The 23,757-nt window shown below is 41.0% G+C and carries 16 protein-coding genes; 3 read left to right on the top strand and 13 right to left on the bottom strand.

Going from position 1 to position 23,757, the window contains the following annotated elements:
* Positions 1 to 127: 127 nt before the first annotated feature.
* From B2906_RS00900 to B2906_RS00880, 5 genes are all read right to left on the bottom strand, one after another.
* The gene (locus tag B2906_RS00900) at positions 128 to 3,748 is read right to left on the bottom strand and encodes an amidohydrolase family protein (RefSeq protein ID WP_286935280.1); all 3,621 of its coding nucleotides are present in this window, start codon (positions 3,746 to 3,748) and stop codon (positions 128 to 130) included.
* A gap of 74 nt (positions 3,749 to 3,822) precedes the next feature.
* Positions 3,823 to 4,872, bottom strand: a complete 1,050-nt coding sequence (locus B2906_RS00895) for an adenylate/guanylate cyclase domain-containing protein (RefSeq protein WP_144607437.1) — start codon at positions 4,870 to 4,872, stop codon at positions 3,823 to 3,825.
* 6 nt (positions 4,873 to 4,878) lie between these two features.
* A complete protein-coding gene (locus B2906_RS00890; RefSeq protein ID WP_144607436.1) occupies positions 4,879 to 5,268 on the bottom strand; it encodes a response regulator in 390 nt (129 codons plus the stop codon).
* 112 nt (positions 5,269 to 5,380) lie between these two features.
* Positions 5,381 to 6,742 carry a sensor histidine kinase gene (locus tag B2906_RS00885; protein ID WP_144607435.1) on the bottom strand — a complete coding sequence of 454 codons (1,362 nt, stop codon included), beginning with the start codon at positions 6,740 to 6,742 and terminating at the stop codon, positions 5,381 to 5,383.
* A gap of 22 nt (positions 6,743 to 6,764) precedes the next feature.
* Entirely contained in the window at positions 6,765 to 10,424 is a 3,660-nt protein-coding gene (locus B2906_RS00880) for a two-component regulator propeller domain-containing protein (RefSeq protein WP_144607434.1), read from the bottom strand.
* A 786-nt stretch (positions 10,425 to 11,210) separates the two neighbouring features.
* Between B2906_RS00880 and B2906_RS00875 the strand changes: the two genes are divergently transcribed.
* Positions 11,211 to 14,459, top strand: coding sequence for a S41 family peptidase (locus B2906_RS00875; RefSeq protein WP_144607433.1), 3,249 nt, complete (start codon positions 11,211 to 11,213; stop codon positions 14,457 to 14,459).
* Positions 14,460 to 14,500: 41 nt separating this feature from the next.
* On the opposite strand, the gene B2906_RS00870 is transcribed toward B2906_RS00875, so the two are convergent.
* From B2906_RS00870 to B2906_RS00845, 6 genes are all read right to left on the bottom strand, one after another.
* Positions 14,501 to 15,268, bottom strand: a complete 768-nt coding sequence (locus B2906_RS00870) for an SDR family NAD(P)-dependent oxidoreductase (protein ID WP_144607432.1) — start codon at positions 15,266 to 15,268, stop codon at positions 14,501 to 14,503.
* 241 nt (positions 15,269 to 15,509) lie between these two features.
* A complete protein-coding gene (locus tag B2906_RS00865) occupies positions 15,510 to 16,424 on the bottom strand; it encodes an amidohydrolase family protein (protein WP_144607431.1) in 915 nt (304 codons plus the stop codon).
* 10 nt (positions 16,425 to 16,434) lie between these two features.
* Positions 16,435 to 17,601 carry a P1 family peptidase gene (locus tag B2906_RS00860; RefSeq protein WP_144607430.1) on the bottom strand — a complete coding sequence of 389 codons (1,167 nt, stop codon included), beginning with the start codon at positions 17,599 to 17,601 and terminating at the stop codon, positions 16,435 to 16,437.
* Between the two features lie 225 nt (positions 17,602 to 17,826).
* Positions 17,827 to 18,198, bottom strand: coding sequence for a hypothetical protein (locus B2906_RS00855; RefSeq protein WP_144607429.1), 372 nt, complete (start codon positions 18,196 to 18,198; stop codon positions 17,827 to 17,829).
* Positions 18,199 to 18,225: 27 nt separating this feature from the next.
* The gene (locus B2906_RS00850; RefSeq protein WP_144607428.1) at positions 18,226 to 18,858 is read right to left on the bottom strand and encodes a DUF2306 domain-containing protein; all 633 of its coding nucleotides are present in this window, start codon (positions 18,856 to 18,858) and stop codon (positions 18,226 to 18,228) included.
* 340 nt (positions 18,859 to 19,198) lie between these two features.
* Positions 19,199 to 19,957: a hypothetical protein gene (locus B2906_RS00845; protein WP_144607427.1), complete on the bottom strand. Its 759-nt coding sequence runs from the start codon at positions 19,955 to 19,957 to the stop codon at positions 19,199 to 19,201.
* 177 nt (positions 19,958 to 20,134) lie between these two features.
* On the opposite strand from B2906_RS00845, the gene B2906_RS00840 reads away from it, so the two are divergent.
* Positions 20,135 to 22,078, top strand: coding sequence for a tetratricopeptide repeat-containing sensor histidine kinase (locus B2906_RS00840; protein WP_144607426.1), 1,944 nt, complete (start codon positions 20,135 to 20,137; stop codon positions 22,076 to 22,078).
* Positions 22,075 to 22,809: a LytR/AlgR family response regulator transcription factor gene (locus tag B2906_RS00835; RefSeq protein WP_144607425.1), complete on the top strand. Its 735-nt coding sequence runs from the start codon at positions 22,075 to 22,077 to the stop codon at positions 22,807 to 22,809. Before B2906_RS00840 ends, B2906_RS00835 begins: the two co-directional genes overlap by 4 nt.
* A 2-nt stretch (positions 22,810 to 22,811) precedes the next feature.
* Here the strand turns inward: B2906_RS00835 and B2906_RS00830 are convergent, their stop codons facing one another.
* Together B2906_RS00830 and B2906_RS00825 are read right to left on the bottom strand one after the other, a co-directional pair.
* Positions 22,812 to 23,003, bottom strand: a complete 192-nt coding sequence (locus B2906_RS00830; protein ID WP_091651520.1) for a hypothetical protein — start codon at positions 23,001 to 23,003, stop codon at positions 22,812 to 22,814.
* Positions 23,004 to 23,092: 89 nt separating this feature from the next.
* Entirely contained in the window at positions 23,093 to 23,614 is a 522-nt protein-coding gene (locus B2906_RS00825) for an ester cyclase (RefSeq protein WP_144607424.1), read from the bottom strand.
* Positions 23,615 to 23,757 lie beyond the last annotated feature (143 nt).

Raw genomic sequence — 23,757 nt, 5'->3', positions numbered from 1 at the left:
AATAAAAATTTAGTAGTTTGCCAAGAACAAAGAGTAATTATTTCACTTTTGGCTCAAAAAAATTAGACTTTCCTTAAAAAAAGGAACAGCCAAGACAATTCTTGGCTGTTTCCTCCTCAAATTCTATTTAATTTTTCAAACTGGTGGTCACTTTTGGAGCCTCCTTGGTCCAAGAGCTTACATCCAATTTTCGTGGATTGGGATAAATCTCATCCAAGGTATTGCCATCATACAATCTGCCATCTTTGACCACATGTGTGATGGTATTGGTATTCCTGATATTCTCCAAAGGATTGGATTCCATGATTACCAAATCCGCCAATTTTCCAGTCTCGATACTTCCCAGGTCTTTGTCTAAACCTAAAGCTTCAGCTCCCAGAATAGTGGCAGTTTTCAAAGCATCCATGCTGCTCATTCCTCCGCTAGCTACTGACCATAGCTCCCAATGATAGCCCAAGCCTTGTAGCTGACCGTGAGATCCTACACCTGCCAGTCCTCCTCGCTTTACCAGCTCGTTGATTCCTTCGGCATGTTTTTCAAATACGTGGTCTTCTGGAGCAAACCAACCACCCAGTCCGCCAACTCTTCTTCTGGCCTTGGAATTCAGCTCATTATATGGAGTGAATCTGTTCAGCTTAGGGTCATGCAGTGGACTCTCTGTGGTGTAATAATAATTTTCAGCCCAAGGTCCGCCATAAGCTACCAAAAGGGTAGGAGTTACTGCCATTTTACTTTCAGCAATAGTCTGTATCACATCTGAGTAAAGTGGGTATACAGGGATAGAGTGCTCATGTCCTGGATATCCGTCGAATAATTGTGTCATATTCAGTTTGTAGTCCAAGCCGCCCTCCGTAGTAGGCATTAGCTTTTGATCTTTAGCTGCCATGATTACCCACTGTCTGTGCTGTCTATTTCCAACCAAATACATTTTGATGTACTGGGTATTATAATACTTGCTGTATTGCTTCAGTACATTTTTGGTTTGATCCAGAGATTTTAGATTATACATCCAGAATCCTACTCCAGGACCTGTAGAATAAACCCGAGGACCTGGAATCATTCCTGCTTCCACCATGTCACCATAAGTCAATACGTCAGTCGTAGCCGTCTGCGGATCTCTGGTTGTGGTCACGCCATAAGCTAGATTAGCGGCATAGATCCAAACGGTATTTTTGTGAAGATTCCAGGTTGGCCACATGTGAGCATGGGTGTCAATAAAGCCCGGAGTGATGGTCTTACCTGTTGCATCTATGACTTTCGCATTCCCCGCGTTGAGGGTTCCTGTTTTTCCGACTGCCTTGATTCGATTGTTTTCAATCAGGATATCTCCATTTTCGATGACTTCTTCATCTTTCATGGTGATGATTCTTGCATTTTGAAGAAGAATTGTTCCTTTAGGAGTATCCTTTGCGAAGTATACTTTTACCTGATGCTCAGCAGGCTTATATTCTTCTTTTTCTTTGAGCTTAGCCTTGTGGATGCTATCTGCTTTGGCCAATTCTTTGTCTGCTTTGAATAAGGAGTCTATCCTTTTCTTTTCAGCTTTCGCCAGAGAATCTGCTAACTTAACCGCATCTTCTCCTTTAGCTTTCAAGGTAGCCACACTGTCAGCATCAGCTAGTTTCTTTAGCTTTTTGGCTGTTTTTACAGAGTCTTCAATAAACTCTGCCCGAGTTATGTCATATACCCAATGTCCGTTTCCTAAAGACCAATGCACTTTTTTCCCATTGGCTTCCCAAGCTGGCCATTCTCCACCGATCTCGGTAAGTTGACGTGCAGGGAAATTGGCTGATTCAGGACTTCCCACGTTGATGGTTGGAGTTTTCCCAGCCTTTGGTATTGTTACCACATATACATTGTTGTTGATTTGAGCCAGTGCCAAATCACCTTCCGGAGCCATCAAAATCGTACTGGCGCTGGATGGTTGCATTTGAGGCTCTCGGGCGCTACTTCCCTCAGGGAGCATGCAATAATTAACTGCATCGGCGGTGCCGTAAGGCTTACCCATAATGTATTTTACAGAAGAGAAATCCTCATTATGCTCATGTCCCTCATGATCTCCTGCTGCTGTTCCAAAAGGAGTAATACCAGATATTTTAGCATAGGTTTTTTCATCCGTTCCATCCCACTTCACACTCATCAGCGTGCCTCCAGGTCCATTTAGGAAAATACGGGTAGTATCTTTTGTAAAATGTGCATTTCCGATATTTCGGGCATCCATGATTTTTCTGAATGCACCTCCAGAAGCCGGCATCCATGCTAAAATAGATTCAGCTCCGGAAACTCCCGGTCCTTCTGCTTCCTCCATGAGACGCTTATCGCCTTTGAATACCACAATTTTATTATTAGGTCCCCAAACTGGTCCCATGTAAAGAGCACTTTCTGTAGTAAGCTTTGTTATTGCTCCATTTCTTCCGAAACTAGCTTTATAAAGATGTCCACCTGCCTTTTCATCCCAAGTGGTAAATACCAACTGGCTTCCATCTGGAGACCATGAAGGCATGGCTTCGGTAAATTCATTTTTCGTAACCCTTTTAGGTTCGCCATTCGGGTAGTCCATCACATACAGTCTATTGAGTGCCGTGAAGGCCAGTTTTTTGCCATCCGGTGAAGGAACAGCATCTCTGATTTGTGTAGCCAGTTTAGCGGTGGTGTCTTTGATTTCATAATTGAAATAGAGCCTTGGACCCATTGCCAGTTTCACATCTGCTTCGAATGGGATCTCTACAGCCGGACTGCCATCTACAGCCAATTTCCATATTTTCCCTCCATAGGAAGCGATGATAAATTTGCTATCCGGAGTGAACGCCATAGCAGGCAATACTCCCTGAGGCGCGATGGACTCCTGCTCATCCCGCTGCACAGGATAGGCTAACCATTTTTCATCTCCTGTATTGAGGTCTCTAAGGACCAAACCGGTTTTATCTTGCCACCTGGATCCATAAACCATCCACTTTCCATCTTTGGATAAGGTAGGAGTGAAGGCCGAACCATAACGGCTGGTGATATTTGTGATTTTTCCTTCCTCAAAATCATAATGTCCAACCTGATATTGTGGAAGCATGGCATTGTAATTCCAAGCGCCTGTTCTATGCGAGAAATAGACTTTTTTTCCATCTGGGCTTACCACTGGGTCGATGGTTTTCATCGAGGAAGGGTTTTCATTGAGTTGAATTCCTCCGCCTCCATCTATATGGTACATCCATAGCTTCGGAATACGACGGCCTTTACTCACGATGATATATTTACCATCCGGTGTCCAAGCAGCTCCAGGTACATCTCCATTTTTATCTTTGGTTACCTGAACCGTGTCCTTCTTGACCATATCGATATACCAGAGATTATCATTTCCGGCTCGGTCAGAAGTGAATAAGATTTTTTCTCCATCAGGAGAGAATCGGGGATGAGTCTCATAGGCAATTCCTGTAGTAATCGGGCTTGCCTTTCCACCTTCAATTGGGATCGTGTATATGTCTCCCATCAGGTCAAAAGCGATTGTTTTGCCATCAGGACTGACATCCAAACTCATCCAGGTTCCTTCTTTCGCAGTAAATTTTACTTCCCGCTCAGGCTTGAGGGGCAGGTCCTTGAATTTTGGATAATCTAGGGAGTCTTTTTGGGTACTGTCTTGAGAAATGGTGTGATTCACCAGTGATTTTGGGTTTTCCCTGCCACCAGGAACCATAGCTGCCATAGACATGGTAGCTCCTAATGCCACCAATAGTGCAGGTTGGGTAAGTTTTTTCATTTGATTATAAATTGGACAAAGACTAAATTCTGTAGGGATTGATTAAGATTTATGTTGAGATTAAGCAGGTGAGACTAATTGTTTATATGGTCAACCTGCAAAACCTTGACAGGATGAGCTTTATTTTTAAGTTTCATTTCCCCAATGGTAGAAAAAGTAAAGCTATCTTTAATTTGATCGACACATTTTTCCAAGACTAAAATTTGGCCCGGATTAGCCGCAGTCTGTAATCTGGCGGCTACGTTCACCGTATCTCCAATGACTGTATAATCTAATCTTTTCAAAGAACGGGAACCTATATTTCCTGAGACCATCTCACCCGAGTTAATTCCGATGGATACTTCAGGTTTGAAATTTGTCTCTTCTGAAAAAACCGGGATTTGAGCCATTTTTTCCCGGATGGAAAGTGCAACCTTGATGGCTCTTTCGAAGTGATTCTCCCCCTGAAAAACTGCCATAATTGCATCACCGATAAACTTGTCCACACTTCCTTTCTCCTCGATAATCTCTTTGACCATTAGGTCAAAATATTCGTTGAGTAGTCCCACAACCACGTTGGGCTCTTCGTTTTCAGAGATTTTTGTAAATGCTACCAAGTCAATAAAAGCCACTGATGCATCGATGGTCTCATTTTCCATCAAGCTTGATTCCAGCTCCTTATTACCCATAAAGTTCAACACCGTTTCATCCACATACATTTTGAGAATGTTGTTTTCACGGAGGGCTTTAAGGGTGGATTTGATTTGGTTTCTGTACTGAATAGTCTTATCAAGAGTGATTTCCAAATCACGGAAATCTACGGGTTTGGTAATGAAGTCAAAAGCCCCCAAATTCATGGCTGTCCGGATATTTTCCATGTCTCCATAAGCCGAGATAATGACGGTTTTAAGCAGTGAGTTTTTTTCTTTGACTTTGGAAAGCAGGGTCAGACCGTCCATCTCAGGCATATTGATATCGCTCAGGATCAAATCAATATCCGGATTTTCTTCAATGATTTCCAAGGCTATTCTGCCGTTGAGTGCAAACTGAAAATCGAACTCACCTTCACGGATTCTTTTCCGGAATTTCTGTTTGATCAGAATTTCCAAATCCGCTTCATCATCTACTACCAAAATCTTGACCATGGGTTCTTAGTTTTTTTCTGACATCAAAGCTCCAATTTCTTTCTTAAGGGAATCAAAATCAATGGGTTTGGTAAAAAACTCCTTTGCACCTGAACTCATGGCTTTTTCATAATTTTGACTGTCCCCGTAAGCAGAAATCATACTGACATTGATCTGGGGAAATCTATTTTTGATTTTTTCCAAAAGCTCCAATCCGCTCATACCAGGCATATTGATATCTGAAAAAACATAAACTACCTGAGGGGGATGCTCGCTGTCTAAAACTGTCAAAGCTTCATCACCTGAAAAAGCAAAGCAAAGCTCTAAGCTTCCACTTTTGATCTCTTTTCTGAACTTTTGACGAAATAGCATTTCCACATCTTTTTCATCATCAACTATTAAAATTTTGCTTTTCATCTGATTATGGATTGATTGTTAGGGTTGTGACTTAGGGTCTGGAATTCTTGAAAATTGCAATTGGCTTTTCCAGAAAAACATTCGGCCCTAGACATTTTGATCTTTCCTGTTTTCATGATTTCGGTAATTTGATTGTGAAAACAGTGTATTCACCAGGTTTACTGTCTACTACTATTTCACCTCCATGTCCTTTGGTGACTATGTCATAGCTCATAGAAAGCCCTAAACCTGTACCTTTTCCAGTTGGCTTTGTAGTAAAAAAAGGCTGGAAAATTTTCTCTTTAATTTCAGCTGGGATACCTTTTCCATTATCTGAGATTTGGATTTCAACACCTGTACTGATCTTCTTGGTGTTGACGGTGACGGTAGGCATAAAGTCTTTCTCACCTTTGGCATTCAATTCTTTTTTCTTTTCGTCAGCAGCATAAAAGGCATTGTTGATCAGGTTGAGAAATACTCTGCCCAAATCTCCGGGAACTACCTGAAGGATTCCGGCTTTAGGGTCTAGATTTAATTTAAAATCAGCCGTGAAACTTTTATCCCTTGCCCTTAATCCATGATAGGAAAGCCTTAAATATTCATCTGCTAATGCATTGATATCTGTGGGTTCTTTTTGACCGGTATTGCTTCTGCTATGTTGTAGCATTCCTTTCACGATGGAATCAGCCCTTTTGCCATGGTGATGGATTTTGTTAAGGTTTTGGATCACATCTTCCAAAATTTCCATAGCATCTTCAGTTTTCCCGGCTTGCAATTCCTCTTTGAGTTCGGTCAACAACTCTGTGCTGACATCTGAAAAGTTATTGACAAAGTTGAGCGGGTTTTGAATCTCATGAGCAATCCCTGCCGTCAATTCTCCTAAGGAGGCCATCTTCTCTGCATGGATCAATTGGTTTTGTGCTGCTCTTAGCTCAGATAAGGTATTTTCCAATTCATTTTTTTGCTCAGTCAGCTCCTTGGTTCTTTGTTCAACTTGTCTCTCTAATTGATTTTTGAGACTTTCAGTTATTTTAAATTCTTTCTCTCTTGCTAGAGCCTTTAGCTTTTCCTGTTCCAGGGCTTTTCTTTGTTTGGAATTATTAATCCACATGGCAATAGCCCAGATAAAGGCAAAAAATTCAGCTACTCCAAAATAATTTTCCCATTCGGTATAAAATGATTTATTGATGAGTTCAATGGATTCTCCCAGCACATTAACTGCCATGATAGGAAGCCAGGCGTATATCATTCCTTTGCGATGGTGAAGCTCAGGGTTCTTAAGTGTCACCACGACAATAATAGCTGCCAGAACAAAAGATAAAATAGTGGCAAGCCCACTGATTAAGGGGATCTTAACGGCAGCAATTCCAATAATAGCTGCTGCTGCGACCATTCCACCGTTGAAAATTCGTTTCCATTCTGCAGATACCGTGATCAAGCCCATGGGTTGCTTGAGATAGTATAACAAAATCAAAGAAATTATTCCTAAAACCATAGTAGGCTAGTTTGGGTAAAATTTATGATTTAGATTTTGGTTTAGTAGGTAGAAAGATAGTAAAAACTGTCCCTGAATTCTCACCGGTTTTACTTTTTACACTGATTTCACCTTGGTAAGACTTGATAATATCATAGCTCAAAGAGAGTCCCAAGCCTGTTCCTTGCCCTGTAGGTTTGGTAGTGAAGAAAGGCTGGAATATTTTTCCAATCACATCCTCAGGGATACCCATCCCGTTATCGGAAAGAATAATCTCCACTCCCTTATCTGTTTTCTTGGTGGCAATCTTTACTTCAGGTTTATAGTTTTCAGACTTTGTTTTTTGAGACTTTTCATGGACAGCATGAAAGGCATTGTTGCACATATTGATCAATGCCCTTCCAACTTCCTGACGGATTACTTCCACTTCCGGAATATTGGAAGCCAACTCTGTTTTATATTCGGCGCTAAAGTCTTTTTCTTTAGCCCTGACCCCGTGATAGCTCAGTCGCAGGGATTCATCGCAGATAGCATTGAGATCTGCGAGTTCTTTATTGCCCACGCTGGCTTTGCTGTGTTGAAGCATTGCTTTGACAATCGCATCCGCTCTCATGCTATGAGTGGCAATTCTGTCCAGATTTTCTTTGATATCTCCCGCCAATATTCTGGCAGAATCAAATTTTCCTTCATGAATCTCCTGGTTCATCTCGTCCATGAGTTCATGACTTACTTCCGAAAAGTTTTTAACAAAATTCAGTGGATTTTGAATTTCATGAGCAATTCCAGCAGTCAACTCACCCAAGGATGCCATTTTTTCAGCCTGTATCAGTTGGGATTGGGTAGCCTTTAAATTTTCATGTGCAGAAGCCAAATCTTCGTAAGCTTTTTCAATTTCTTTGGCATGCTCGAGTTCCCTTTCTTTGGCCTTTTCTCTCTCTGCCTTCAGAACCCTATTCCTTTGGTAAATATTGATAGGATAAAGGAGTGAAAGGAAAAGAGCTGCATAGCCCAAGTAGGCCCACCAGCTTCTATACCAAGGGGGTAAAACTGTGAAAGAATATAAGGTCGCTTCGGTCCAATCAGCCCCTTCTTCAATTGCGGGTCCTGAGTATCTTGCTCGAACTTTAAAAGTGTAATCTCCCTCCTGAATATTACCAAAAGTAGCGGATGTCCTTTTAAGTACCGGACTCCAATCCTCATCATAGCCTTCCAGAATGTATTGATACTCTATCAAGAATGGCCTAGACAATTCATTGGTGCCGTATTCTATATTGAGATGATTGTGTTTGTAAGGAAGTGTTAGGTTGATAGGAACTGGGAAAAATTCACTGACTTTATCAAAGGTAATTCCCTTGAAGCGTTCTTGCAGATCACTTTCTTCTTCCGAATTGAGGATTTTTTTGAAGGTCAGTAATTCCTCGGTGGTTTTGGCCGCTTGATTAGAAATTTTGCTCGAAGCCAAGGTTTCCCAAGAGATAACTTCTTCATTGAGCCTTACTTGTTTGATAAGTAGCTTGGGTTTGGAATCATTTCTGGAAATTTTTTCTAGGTCAATTCTTGCCAGCCCTGTTTTGACGCTTCCTGTCCCTGCCCAGAGAATACCCTTGGAATCTAAAAACATGGCATTTTGCCCATCAGTCAAATCTTTGACTGGGTATCCATTATCCGAATTATAAATCTGTAAATTTTGGATAGCATCCACTGAGTCCGGGAAAAAGTCGAAGATGGAAATCCCCTGATTGGTACCTATTGCCATCTTGTTCCCGGGAAGATCTACGATTTGAAGAACATTGTTGTCAGGAAGTCCATCTTGACTGTTATAAGATTGAAAAAGCGCCCCTTTTGATGGGGCCCAACTAGCAATGCTTTCTTTCTTTGTTTTGCTTAAAAAACTGAATCCAGAAGTGGTGCCTATCCACAGATTTCCGTCTTGGTCTTCTTTAATGCGATTCACTCCATTATCGATCAAGCCTTGATTGGTGGTAAAGTTGATGAAAGTTTCTCCATCAAATCGGCTTAGGCCTCCATCAAATGTACCTATCCAGAGAATCCCCTCCCGATCTTCCAGGATGCTGATGATTCCATCTCCGGCCATTCCATGTTCTGAAGTAAAGTGAAGGAGTTCCCCTTCCTGATATTTTAAGATTCCATTATCAGTCCCTATCCAGATAGATCCGTCTTGTGTTTCCACCAAGGCATATACTTCATTAGAGGGTAATCCTTGATCCACAGAATAATTCGTGAATTTTTTATTGTCCAGAATACTCAGGCCATCCCCAGCAGTGCCTATCCATATTTTTCCTGACCTATCCTCCAGAATACTAAAAACTATTTCACCGGCGAGTCCTTGGGAAGGGTAATAAGAGGTGAAAGACTGTCCGTCAAATTTACTGATTCCACCATCTGCCGAACCAAACCAAAGATTCCCATTTTGGTCCTCCATTCCGCTTAGAATGATATTTCCGGAGATTCCATGGCTCGTTGTAAAACTCGTAAAACCAAATCCATCCAACCTGCTGACTCCACCTCCGTCGGTACAAAACCACATTTTCCCTCCAGAATCCAAGGTCATATCCTGAATGTTATTTCCTGCCAAGCCCTGTTCAGTGGTGTAAGTTTTAAATCTTTTTCCATCCCAAAGACTGGCACCTCTGTCCGTCCCAAACCAAATATTTCCGTCTTTGTCCTCAGAAATCGAGCGTACAACCGATCCGGCTAATCCTTCTTTAATCCCGATTGTTTGGAAGCTTTTTCCATCGAATTTGGTCAAGCCTCCTCCTAAGGTCCCCATCCAAATGGTACCATTACTGTCTTGAAAAATTGATCTGATTCGATCAGATGACAATCCGTCTTGAAGGGTATAAGTTTTGAAGGTTTTTCCGTCGTATTTGCTGACACCTCCTCCATAGGTGCCAAACCACATATTGCCATCATTATCCTTAAGAATACTGATGACTATATCGTTTCCTAAGCCATTTTCGGTAGAGAAATTCGTAAATTTTTCTCCATCGTATTTACTGACTCCTGCCCTGTCTGTGCCAAACCACAGGTTTCCTTCATTGTCTTCACCAATAGCCCATATAACCAGACTTCCGAGTTGATCTGCCAGATAATTAGTGAATGACTTTCCATCAAACTTGCTTAATCCGCCATCTGCGGTACCGATCCAGATATTTCCTTTGGAGTCTTCAAAAATGCTTCTGATGGTGATGCTGGGTAGTCCGTGGATTTTTTTGTAATTGGTAAATTCCACTCCATCAAACCTACTTAGCCCTCCTCCATTCGTGCCAAACCAAATATGCCCTCTGCTATCGGTAATAGCACAATGAATCGCGTCTAATGCCAATCCATCATCTGAAGTGTACTTATTAAACTGTGACAATCCTCCTGCACCAAGAAAATAAGGATCCCCTTGAGCATCCATAATAACTTCACCGTCTTCGTTTCTGAGTTTAGGCAATTCCACCCTATAGGGAGGATCAATCCCGTTTTGGCTTTGACTGACTAATGAAACTATTTCCGGGCCAGACTCTACTCCCAGGCTAAACTGTTTAGGCTTTTGTTCTTCCGATAGATCAGAAAGGGTGGTTTTATTGGGTGGCTGTAAATCTTCAGAAAATCTTGAATTTCCCTCTTCTGCCCGTGGACTGCAAGCTTCAAAAAAAAGTGTAATAAAAAGAACTCGTAAAAAAATTGATTTCATGAAACCTAGATTAGGCGATGGGTTGACAAATTTTCAATTTCAGCTTTAATAAGAAAGACATTTCAAAAGATTCTATTTTTTCCAAAAGCCTGAATTTCAGCATTAATGTACAAATTGTAGCAATAGCTTAAAAATTTCTTTATTTCATTTAGTGAGGGTTAAGATTTCTTTCAATCTAAAATGATCTTTAAGATCTCTATTACCAGGATAAAAAAATTGCATCAATAAATACCCCTTTACGGTGTAATTGTTTAAGAATAGAGGACACTTAAAATGATGTACCAATAAAAGCGGGAGAACATTCTCGAAAATCACAAAGACCAGTCTAATTAGCCTCTAAAAAGGATTTCCATAATTGAAGATTTATCAATTGAGAGAGGCTATAATTTAAAGTCAAAATAGAGATGCCTAAAAGACCAATTATACCAACTTCAATTATACATTTACAATAATTTAAATCAGTTTTTTCTTTTTCTTCAGAAGGCAACATGGCATCCAATCTTTGATTGTTTGAATGAATTGATATACAGTAAGTTATAAAATAATGCGCGTAAGAAAAAAATATTTTAAACAATAAATTCTGACTGAATTAGCTTGTTTTATAGACAGATAGAAAACAGAAGATTTTTTAATAATCACAAAATCCTTTTTTGGGGATAAGCAACAGCAAGTTTTGACTCCTGAGCGAATAAGGATGGATACCGAATAATTATTTTTGGTCTTCCGTCGAAAGTACTTTCCTTTTTTCTTCTTAGATTTCTTAGATACTAATTAAATCATTAATCTATGTATAAGGCGACCATACTATCGTTTTTGTTTATTTCTATTTTTTATAATCAATCTAAGGCCCAAGAAAAACCGGGATATTTTATGCATCCGGATTTGCATGAAAATACCATGGTTTTTGTAGCAGAGGGAGATATTTGGACTGCATCAGTATCTGGTGGAATGGCAACTCGCCTAACCACGCATCCTGGGGATGAGTCCGATCCCAAAATCTCCCCCGACGGAAAATGGGTTGCGTACGCCGCCAGCTATGAAGGCCCTACTGAGGTCTATGTAATGCCGATTTCCGGAGGTTTACCCAAAAGGTTGACTTACGAACCCTCTGCATCTATCCCTGTAGCTTGGAGATCAGCCACAGAACTGGCTTATACCACCAATCAATATTCCACCTTGCCCCGACTGAGGACCGTTGTGGTAGATGTAAATTCTAGAGTAAAGGAAGTTCTTCCTTTGGAAATGGCCGCAGAGGGAAGTTTTGATCGGGAGTCAAACACCTACTTTTTTGTAAGACCTACCTATCACAACAATGTCACTAAACGCTATCAAGGAGGAACAGCCAGACAACTTTGGAAATACAGTAATGGAGCTGCGGAGGCGGTCAAACTGACCAAAGATTACGCCGGCGAAGACCATCATCCTATTTTTCACCAAGGACGTGTCTATTTCATTTCCTCAAGGGATGGAATCCAAAATGTTTGGTCCATGAAACCGGATGGCTCGGATATCCAACAGCACACCAAAGAAGTATCTTATGATGTGAGGGAGTATTCCCTTTCTGGAAATACGTTGGTTTATCGTTCAGGAGCGGATCTGTTTCAAATGAATTTGGGACAAAGCGAATCCCGAAAAATTGCGATCAATCTAGTTTCGGATTTTGATCAGTTGAGGGAAAATTGGGTAGACAATCCTGCCAGCTATATCACGAATATTTCTGTGTCCAATAATGGAGAAAAAGTGGCTTTGACCGCTCGGGGTCGGGTTTTTGTCTTTCCTGCAAAGGATGGAAGAATGATTCGCCTAAGTAGAAAAGATGGGGTGCGGTATCGAGATGCAGTTTTTACAACAGATTCCAAGGATATTTTGACCTTTTCCGATGAAAGTGGGGAGTTTGAAATCCATCAATACTCTGGTTTGGGTTTGGATCAGGGAAAGCAATTGACAGATAATGGAACCACGCTTCGATTCAATTTGACTCCTTCACCGGATGGAAAATGGCTGGCTTGGATCGATCTCAACAATGATCTATGGATTAGAAATCTTGCCACGGGAAAAGCAGTCAAAGCCAACCTTACAGATGAAGACCTGCATGGCAGTATGTCTTGGTCGCCTGACAGCCAATGGCTGGCTTATGGGCAGGCAGCTTCAAATACATTTACCCAACTCTTTGTCTTCAATCCGACTACGGAAAAGCGAGTTACCTTGACTTCCGATCGCACCAACAGTCTCAACCCGCAATGGAGCGCTGATGGGAAGTGGATTTATTTCCTTTCAGACCGGAATTTTGAGACTAAAGTGGGAAGTCCTTGGGGGCAGCGTCAACCGGAACCATTTTGGGAAAAGCAGATGAAGATCTATCATATTCCGCTTCAAAAGGGTTTGATTTCTCCCTTTACTCCAAAAAATGAGCTGAAAGCAGAGGAGAAAAAATCAGAGGGTCCTGTAAGCGTGAAGATCGATGAGGAGGGACTGATGGAACGCGTACAAGAAGTACCCGTTACAGCGGGAAATTACAAAAATCTGATCGTGACAGATAAGGCCTTGTACTACCATCGAGTTGGCCCAGGTCCGGGAGTGTATTACGGAGGTGGTGCTTCCAATGAAGATGAGCCTGCACTGATGATGACTCCAATTTCTGAAAAGTCTGAGCAAAAGGTTTTTGCAGACAAAATCAACAGTTATGCAGTTTCAGCCAACAACAAATATGCTTTGCTTCGGCAAGGAGCCAATCATTTTTTAGTGGAGCTAGGGACATCTCCTGTTTCGGATTTATCCAAAAATAAGTTGGATCTGAATGGGTGGAGGTTCAGTATAGACCCTCGGGAAGACTGGAAGCAGATCTATACTGATGCTTGGCGCATGGAGCGCGATTATTTTTACGACGCAGGTATGCATGGGGTAGACTGGGATAAAATGTACGAGAAATACCTTCCTCTAGTAGATAGGGTGACTACCCGAAATGAGCTTTCAGATGTGATAGGAGAGCTGATAGGAGAGCTTTCCGTTTTGCATACTTCCGTTCGTGGAGGTGATACCCGGGATGGAGATGACAATATTCAGTTTGGAATGCTGGGAGGGCTTTTTACTAAGACTAATCAAGGTTACAGGATCGACTACATCTTCCAAAGCGATCCTGACTATCCTGATGAGAAATCACCTTTAAGCCATCCTGCTTTCGGCATTCAAACAGGCGATGTGATCACACATATCGATGGGACTTCAGTTTTGGAAGTAGCGGATATGCAGGTTTTGCTTCGAGATAAGGCCAGAAAGCAAGTTCGCCTAGCAGTAGCCGGAAAGGGAGACTTTATAGTCGAGCCTATGAGTTCGGGGCAAGAAAGCAACCTGCGATACAACGATTGGGAGTACACCCGAAGATTGGAAACCGAAGCCAAATCCAATGGAGATATTGGCTATGTGCATTTAAGAGCCATGACTTCAGGCGATATCGGACAGTGGTATCGGGATTTTTATCCTCAGTTTAAGAAGAAAGGCTTGGTCATCGATGTACGCCACAACCGCGGTGGGAACATTGATTCCTTTATTCTGGAAAAATTGATGCGAGAAGCTTTCTTCTACTGGAAAAGCCGCACGGGAGAACCTTACTGGAATATGAATTATGCATTCCGAGGGCATTTGGTTTTGCTAGTGGATGAATTTACTGCCTCTGATGGAGAGGCTTTTGCCGAAGGCTTCAGAAGACTGGGCTTAGGCAAAGCGATCGGCGCGAGAACCTGGGGAGGAGAAGTTTGGCTTTCAGGTGTGAATACGCTTTCAGATAATGGCATTGCCCGGGCTCCGATGAATGGGGTGTATGGGGAAACTGAAAATGGGACAGAATGGCTGATTGAGGGAGTTGGTTTTATTCCTGATATCGAAGTCATCAATCTGCCTAAGGCAACCTTCGATGGAAAAGACGCCCAATTGGATGCAGCGATTGAGCATTTGCAAGAGTTGATTCAAAAAGACCCACGGCCGGTTCCAACGCCACCGGCTTATCCGGATTTGAGTTTTAAGAATGGGAAGAATTGACCTACAAAGAGGGCTTGCAATTATGCAGGCCCTCTTTGATTTTAACCTTTTGCCATAATCCCTCCATCAATTGTATAAACGCTTCCGGTAATCCAAGAAGCCTCTTTTGAGGCTAGAAAAAGAACCAAATTAGCAATGTCTTTAGGCTTTCCCAGTCTTTGGATCAGGGTATTATTGCCGGCATTTTCTACAGCTTTTGCAGGATCTGGAAAGGCCTTCGCTGAATCATGAATCAGTGGGGTATCCACCGGCCCGGGACAGATGCAATTGACACGAACTTTTGGGGCATAATCTACTGCGGCTTGTTTGGCAAGTGCTATCAAACCAGCTTTGGATGCGCAATAAGCCGGGTGATTAGGAAAGGATTTAAAGCCGGCAATTGAAGAATTGATGGTAATTGAAGCTTGACTGCTTTTTTGTAATACAGGAAGTGCTGCTTTTAGGAGGTAAAAAATTGAGGTCAGATTCACGTCTAGGGTTCTATGCCATTCCATTGGTGATAAATCAGTGATAGAGCCTAAGCCCAATCTTCCTGCATTGGCAGAAATGCCATCAAGCTGTCCATATTTTGTGACCGCTAAGTCTACTAGTTTTTGATTATAGGCGGGATCACTGACGTCTCCAGAAAGGAAAATGGCATGATCTCCCAATTCATCGACAAGTTCATTTCCGGCAATTTCATTTCTTCCGCTTAAGATGAGGTTGGCTCCCTCATTTGCAAAAGCCTTCGCTACGGCTCTTCCCATGCCACTGGTGGCTCCTGTGATGAGATAGGTTTTACTCTCAAATTTTAAAGATTGAGTCTTCATTTTTAAATAAAAGGAGAAAATTGATTTATTCCTATGTCTCCAATTACTGATAAAATTTTCCGAAAGGCGGCTCAGTGCTGAAACTCCAACCAAGAGGAAAATTCAGCGTGGTTAAATGCTGCTGAGATTTTAATAGATAAAGAATCATGCCTGCCGAAAGGATGGTGATTGTGTTTCCAAAAGTGATTTCAAAACCATTATGAGTAGATTTTATTTTCCTTCAGGGTTAGGATATTTTTTTTTAATCTTCCAATCGCAGAAATCTCGCCGCATTCCCATAAAATATCCCTTCTTTATCCTCAATTGTCAGGAAATCCAAACTGTTCAAAAAATCGATAGACTTCCCGATTGCGTAAGGCCATATCATTTGATCAGAACCAAACATCACTCGATCCAGGTAGCCTGCATGCTTGATGTTTTTGAGAAAATCCGTGACATATCGTTGAGTGTTGGGCTCCACCCAAAGTAAAACAGCAATATCCGTATAAAGCTGGGGATAGTAGGCCATCAATCGAATGGCATGTTCCGGCCAATCCTCTCCTCCGGCGTGCATCAGATACACCCGTAGTTTGGGATACTTGACCAAAACATCTTCTATCAAATAAGGATCACCTAGTTTCAGTCTTGCTCTTGGGGACCAGGAATAGGTGCCTCCTGGGTCTCCACCTCCGGTATGCACAGCCACTGGAATGTCATATTTTTCACAAATCTCGAGATAAGGTTGCCAAATGGGATCGCTGAGCGTGGTACCGCCGTAGTAGGGACCCAATTCTCCAAAGATTTCGATTTCACCTGCTTTGATCATTTGCTCAAACCGCTCAATATCTATTTCGTAATCATCTGGGGAAATAGATAAAATACCCTTGATTACACGGTTATCTTTATCTTTTTCCTTCCAGATTCGAACACTTTCGGGATTACCACTGACAGCAGCCTTAACGATATTAAACCGCTCAAATGCCGCAAAAGTCTCTATGCGATGTTGCTCAGCATTTGCTGAACTCTTTACTCCATAGTGATCTGTAGCGGAAGGTTCCCGCACACCAAAATCACTCTCCGTGTAGGAGTGAATGTGCATATCAATAATTCTGGTCTGGCCGAAAGAAACCACTATGGGAAAAAGTGCCCAGCCAACTATTGCTAAAATTTTTTTCATGTTGAGGTTATCATTTGATTCTACCGTACTTCTTTAACAGCTCGACGACTTCGTCTTCTGGTAGTTCGTATACCGTCGTATTATTTTTCCCCACCATGGTTTCTGCAGCTACCAAGGCATTCAGAATTGATTCTTCGGTCGCTTGGGCGGTTGCCAGAAAAAGGGCTGACATTTGATCATTGGGAATCATGTCTACCTGTTGATTATTTTCTCGATCGGCAGCCCCAGAATTGGCAGTAGAAAAGGCAATGAAAATATCACCGGAGCCATTCCCTCCATATCCACCTACTCGACTGATTCCTATAGGTACTCGCCTTGCTAATCTTTTTAATTGATGGGGAAGCAGCGGAGCATCAGTAGCCACGATCACAATGATGGATCCTCTTTCTTCTTGGCGATTCAATGGATCTAAAAGAATCTGTCGATCGGAAATTTCTTTGCCTACAGGTACTCCGGCAATAGTCAGTGATTCACGAGTGCCATAATTGGCCTGCACAAGCACGCCTAAAGTGTAGGTGGTATTATTGATCATAATTTCACGCGAGGAGGTGCCTATTCCTCCCTTGAATTGATGACAGATCATCCCGGTGCCACCGCCAACGTTACCTTCTGCTACAGGTCCGGATTTTGCATTTTCCAAAGCAGCAAAAACATGTTCTTTTTTAACATGAAAACCATTGATATCATTTAAATCCCCATCGTATGTTTCGGCTACTACAGGCAATGCCCAAAATACGTCTGGTTCACCTGGTAATGGATCAAAATGATTGTTTTTAAACTCCCATTCTATCACCGCATCTCTGACTATACCTACACTGTGGGTATTGGTAATGGCAATGGGTCCTTCCAAAAAACCGGATTCTTCCACCCAAGTAGTTCCTGTCATTTCCCCATTTCCGTTTAGGCTATACCAGCCTGCGAAAACGGGATCGTATTGCTTGCCTCTGGGGAAAATAGTGGTCACTCCTGTTCGGACAGGACCTTCCCCTACTATCAATTCTCCCTCTCCGGATATCAGTGTGGTATGACCGACTTCTAAGCCTTTGACATCAGTGATGGCATTGAGTTTTCCTGTTTTTCCATCCAAGGGGATTCCTAAATCTCTTGCCCGATGGTTTTGACTGTAGACAATGGTAAGTACAAATTGAAAAATAAGTATTAGGATTAATTTTCTCATTATTAAATTTTTATAGGTATACCTGATACAATATAAGCTGATTATTTTCTTAGTATTTAAGGTTTCTTTTCTTTCAAGAGTAAGCAGTGAAACTGTAACCAAAAAATTTTCAAAGCATTCTATAGTATTAGCGAAACCTACTGAATGATTTGAAGCTACAAATTCCACCATCTTCTTGTTGGATTCTATAAATTCAGTTTTTCAACTCTTGCTGTTTGAATGAGTCTATTTTTTATAGATCAACTCCCCTGAATTGAAGTTTGCATTTTCAATTCCATTAGAGTAGTAATATAAAGCTCCAATATCTCCTTGTTTCTTTCTTGAGAGCTGGTCACAGTATAATTGTGAAAAGGGAATAGTTTTTACTTGTCGAAATCCTTCAATCCATTCTTCAATATTTTTGAATATTGTGTCATTTAAATGTGGCGGGATATTGGGTTTTCGCATCCAAAGCCTTGGACTTTCTCCGGCCGAAAGGTCAAACTCTTGCCAAGGTTCAAATTCCAGCCCTTCTTCGTCTTCTGGTCCAATAGCCTCAAACCCTATGATAAGTATAAGTACAAGAGAAAGAATATATAGCATGACTTTCTTAATCATGATTACCTGATATATAGGATAGGGAATTTATTTTTTATTCCACTGAAGTACGATCTCGCAGATAAAGAGCGGAACTACCCAAGAAAGCCAAATGGCCGTGGGGCCGGTCTCTATAAATGAGCCAAGCTCATTATAAAATGGTTGGCTTGTGAGCCAGCGAAAGAGGACAAAGGCAAAGGTCACCACATAGCTTCTGATCATCCATTCTTTATGGAGGCTGATTCTGCGCAAAAGAATAAACCGAAAAGCCATTCCTGTGGTACCAAACCAAGCTATAGCCAAGCCTATTAGAGCTAGACTCCAAGTCCAATGAATAGCGATACCAGTGGTCAGAGATAGCGCAATTGAGCTAATTACTCCAACCAGAATTCCGGAGATATAGGCCATTCCCATCATCCGATGAGCTTTGAGATACCTATTTCTAAAAGCGGTCCAAAACTGGAAAGGACCAAGGCTTAAGGCAATTAAACCTCCAGAAATATGTCCGATTAATGGCCATTTCATCACCCAAAATCTCCCGAACACACCTTCTTCCAATCCGAAATATGGGAGCGCATCATTTAGGATAAATTTTCCTGCTAATAGAACCATAAAAGCAACACCCAACCAGGTAAACCAAGTTTTAAAGGAGAATGCTTCAAGAGTGCTGTTTTTTGCCATGATGTGTAAAATGCTTAAGTCTTAATGCTTACTTAGAAAAAATGGACAGTCGATATGAAGTCAAGAAATCATGGCGGTTTCGGTGTCTTGGAAATGCTATACCAGGTTTAAAGACACCGTTTTATTTCCATCAGATCAAGCTGTATCAGTTCCTGCTTGCATCATTTCCATGATCTTCATTCCTTATTTTTTTGAAATCTTTCTTAGAAAATTTTCAGGGTTTCACCAGTTTTATGAAAGCCAAGTAAAGGAGATCTAGGATCTCCTTATTTTGACTGATTGACCTTTCATCAATACTTCGGCATTCAGTTGAATTGGTCAAAAGCAGAAGTCTTTACTTTTAATTATTTCCAAGATGACTAATTTCTTCGTCCATTTTGTAGATATAGCTCCAAGTGCTTTCTAAAGACGAACGGAATTTTGCTTGTAACTCATCTCTTGTTTTCTTCCCGGACGCATCTTCTACAGATTTCCAAACGCTATCCTGCATTACATCCATTTCAGCATAATTTTTATATCCTGTTACCACATGGTAGTTTGGACTGCTAGGATCGCCGGTTTGCCAATTATACCAATACCCACGAATAGGCAACCCAGAGCTTTTGCGTATCGCTTCAACTTCTTTAACCACTTCCATCATTTTATAGCCATTGGTCTGGTTAAGCTTGAAAAAGCTTACCCTGATAAGGTTGGCTCCAAAGGCATTAGAATTACTTATTTCCGGCATAAAGCGTGTAATATGATTGGTTGCAGTTTCCACGTGAGGATTAATCAGGCTGAGGGCAAGTAATCGGCAATCCTTTCCTTTTTCATCAGTTTTATCCATTTCAGCCCAATTTGGCATGTTGGTGGCCAAAATGTAAACAGTGCCTTCTCCTTGCTGTCTTTCCCACATTCGCCAAGTCCATTCTCCTCCGTCTTTTAAATAGCATTCTTTCCATGCTTTGATACCTTCTCGAAATTGCATGGTATGACCAGGCTTAATAGTAAACTCAGTGACAGAAGTTAGTGGTCCCAAAGGAGCATCTTGAGCATTTACAAATGGGCTGATCGCAATTAGCAGTACCAACCCTAACAATTTTCTCAGTGTTGCTTTCATCTTTATTTTTTTAGGTTAAAAGATTATTTGATTCAATCTCTCATTGAATTTGCAATTCAAAAAGTAAAGGAGGACGGAGCTAGTTGTTTTCTGTCCGAACTAGTGCAGTTTTTTATCAGAGGCATTTAAAATGCAAAAAAATGACTTTTAAATACTAAAAATTGTTTATTTTCCAATATGAAAAGAATCTTAGTCTTCTTTTTACTTTTTTGCCAACTTTCGGGTTTTGCCCAAATTTCCAATAATGAGGGATTGATTGAATATCAAGCTGTTTTTGAAAACACAGATGACTTTGGTCCAGAATATCTTGAATTGATTGAAAAATCACTCCCAAAAGTTGAGGGGTCTGATGTAAGGCTTCAAATGTTGTGGGATTTAGGCTATTATACGCACACGAGAAACCTTCGAAGATCACTCTTCTTTATCAAACAAGGATTAGAAGAAGCCCAAAAAGATGGAAGCAAAATCTGGGAGGGGCGAATGCAAGTAGCTCAGGGAGCTGTATTGCTAAGAATGGAGCAACTTGATCAAGCAGAGCAAGTTTTGAAAAGTGCGCTGGAAAAGTTACCTGAATCAGAGACTTGGTTACTACTCACTAATTTAGGCTATGTCTATGAGCGTAGAGGAGAATTGGGCAAAGCCTTTGAATTTGCCAGTCAAACGCTTCAATTGGGAGAAAAATACGGCGATACCAAAGCCATTGCTATGGCTTATTCAGATATCAGCAATTTGTTTTGGAAGCAGGGAAAATCAGAAGAAGGGTTGGAGTATGGCCTGAAGTCGCTCGCGCTTTTTGAGCAGAGGGGCATCAAAGACTTGGACTTTGACTTCACATTGCATGTCACTGGCAATAATTTGGTTATGCTTGGCAGGTATCAAGAGGCTCTTCCGTATTTTCAACGCTCCACCCAAATAGGCAAGAAATACGGCTTTTATAATAACCTCAGCGATACCTACATTGCCTTGACAGATTTATACTTAGCGTTGGAGGATTATTCAAATGCCGAAAATTCCGGGAAGGAGGCACTTAAATACGCCGAGCTATTACAGAATGAGTTTATGGTTGTTCGCTCTTTGCTTTCTCTGGGGAAAGTGAAAAAAGAACAAGGCTTTTATGAGGAAGCCACCATATACCTTAACCGAAGTATCCGGACAGCTACTGAGGATTTTGGGGACCGCTACTTTTTAGGGTTGATTTATAGGGAATTGGCTGAATCATACGAAGGCTTACAGGATATTTCCAATTCATACAGGGCTTTTAAAAAGTATCATGAACTCAATCAGGCAGTGTTCAATGCAGAAGCAGATCAGCGAATCGCCCAATTGCAAACAGCAATGGATGTAAATCAAAAAGAAAGTATTATTTCCCTGCAGGAAGAAGCTCTTAAGCGTCAGAAAATTATCCAAGTTTTCACCCTTTTGATCACTGCATTGATGGTGTTCTTCCTCTTTTTTCTTTATCGGGTTTTCGTCAAAAGAAAAAAATATAGCCAGCTTCTGGAAAGACAAAATTTAGAAAAGGAGTTTCTGCTGAAAGAAATCCACCATCGTGTCAAAAATAATCTGGAGACGATTTCCAGTCTCTTGGCTTTGCAAACGGCCCAAATCGATAATTCGGAACTTCAGGATATTATGGTGGAGAGCCAAAACAGAGTTCAGAGTATGGGCATGATCCATCAAAATCTATATCAAGGGGAAAATTTGGCGGCTATTGAGATGAAAAATTATTTCGTAAATCTGGGTTCATACATCATTGACTCCTTTGATGCCACGGATCGAATAAGTATGGAAGTCAACATGGATACTTTGGAGTTGGATGTGGATCGCGCTATTCCAATAGGTTTGATCGTTAATGAACTAATCACCAATTCATTGAAATATGCCTTTCCGGATAGACGTAAAGGGGAAATTATGGTTAGCCTTAAAGAGGATAAAGAGCATCTTTATCTAAGGGTAGCAGATAATGGAAAAGGTATGAGTAAAAGCAAATCAATAGAGGGAACTGGATTTGGTACCCAGCTAGTGGAGCTCCTTACTAAGCAGTTGGATGGAAAGATGACCTTGAGCACCCAACAAGGAACAGAAGTTTTTTTCGAATTTAAAACAAAGAAGGCGGCATGAGTGAGAAGACGAGAATTTTGATTGTGGAGGATGATATGATTATCGCTGCAAATATTTCTTTGCAGCTATCCAAGTTAGGATATGAAGTGACAGGAATAGAGTCCAGAGGAGAAGAGGCAGTTAATCATGCTTTAGAGAACCGACCCGATATCATTCTCATGGATATTCAACTGAAAGGGGGGATAAATGGGGTGGAAGCAGCTAAGAAAATCCAGGAAAAGGCTTCCATTCCTTTAATCTATCTTACGGCCAATTCAGACGAGGCTTCGTTCCAAATGGCAAAAGAAACCAAGCCAGATGCATTTATATCTAAACCATTCAATAAGCTTAATTTACAAAGAACCATTGAGTTAGTTGAAGAGAAGATCCAAGGAAAGGGGGGGCAAATACCTGAAAGCAATTCTTTTATTGAAAGCTTAGACGATCGAATTTTTATCCGAAATAATGGGAAATTAATCAAAATAATGTTGGATGAGATCCTTTATATCGAGGCCGAAAGAAATTATTGTAATATCATTACCAATTCTCAAAATTATTTGATTGTCAGTCCATTAAATACATTTTGCCAGAAAATGGAAAACAAGGATTTTTTGAGAGTTCACCGCTCTTATGTAGTGAATATCAGAAAGCTTGATGCTGTAGCCGATTCACACTTGGAGATCAAGCGCAAGGTAATTCCTGTTAGCAAAATGTATAAGGAGGATTTAATGCGAAGTATTCGTAAAATCTAAGCTTATCCAATTTTTCCATCTCCATTCAAATCTTTGCCAGTATGCTCCTCAAGGATTTGAAGTGTTTTTTTTAAGATCTGTTGGGTTTTGTGCAATTCATTTTCTAGGTAGGCCACGCGTGCTTCCAGCGTAGAGGCTCTGGCTTTTTGATCAGAAATTTGGCTTTGTTGGATTAGGTTCCAGAAGAGTCCCATAGTTGAAATTGTTTAAAAATTAGTTTGTAAGGTCCTAAAATAAAAAAATCCCCATAGAGATGGGGATTTTAGGAGGGATAAGACAAGTCTTAATTCATCATGGTAGAGTCAGCTGCTGCTGCCATGGATTTTTCGTATTCCATCATCGCCATCATAATTGGAGCATTGTCCCAATAACCAAAGTCCTTGACAATTTTTCCATCTACAAATTGAAATGTCTCGTGAAATGGAACTTCGAAAGATTTTCCAGATGCAGTATGGGTTCCTTTCCAGACTCCCCAGCAATTCACCCATTTTTCGCCTTTATCAGTGGTGACCATTTCAATAGCACTATCTTCTATAGTTATGGATACATTGGAGAAATCATCTGCCTGAGCTTTTTGCTCCTCAATCATTTTATCTACTGAAGTTGGATTATCTTCAGTAGCATTATAAAATATCTGTGCATCTGCAGCATAATATTCCCTTTGACCTTCAAAATCTCCCGAGGCAGAAGTTGCCAATAATGCCCTTGCGGCATCGATTTCAGGAGATTGTTGAGTGTACCTTTGTTCCTGCTGGCAAGCAGATAAAGTCAAGCCAAACAGCATAATTAAAATTAACCTTTTCATAGTTGATGGGATTTAGGTGTTTTATTTGAAATAATAGCTAAAATACCAAAAAAACAATTGAAAATCAGTTAATTATGTCATTAAATTACACTTATTAATCAAAAAGCTTCCTCTTTGTTGAGAAAGTAATAATTGTACTTTTT

This window comes from Algoriphagus sp. UBA3586 (assembly GCF_002376385.1).
GTDB classification, from domain to species: domain Bacteria; phylum Bacteroidota; class Bacteroidia; order Cytophagales; family Cyclobacteriaceae; genus Algoriphagus; species Algoriphagus ornithinivorans.
This window is presented reverse-complemented; position numbering and strand designations above follow the sequence as displayed.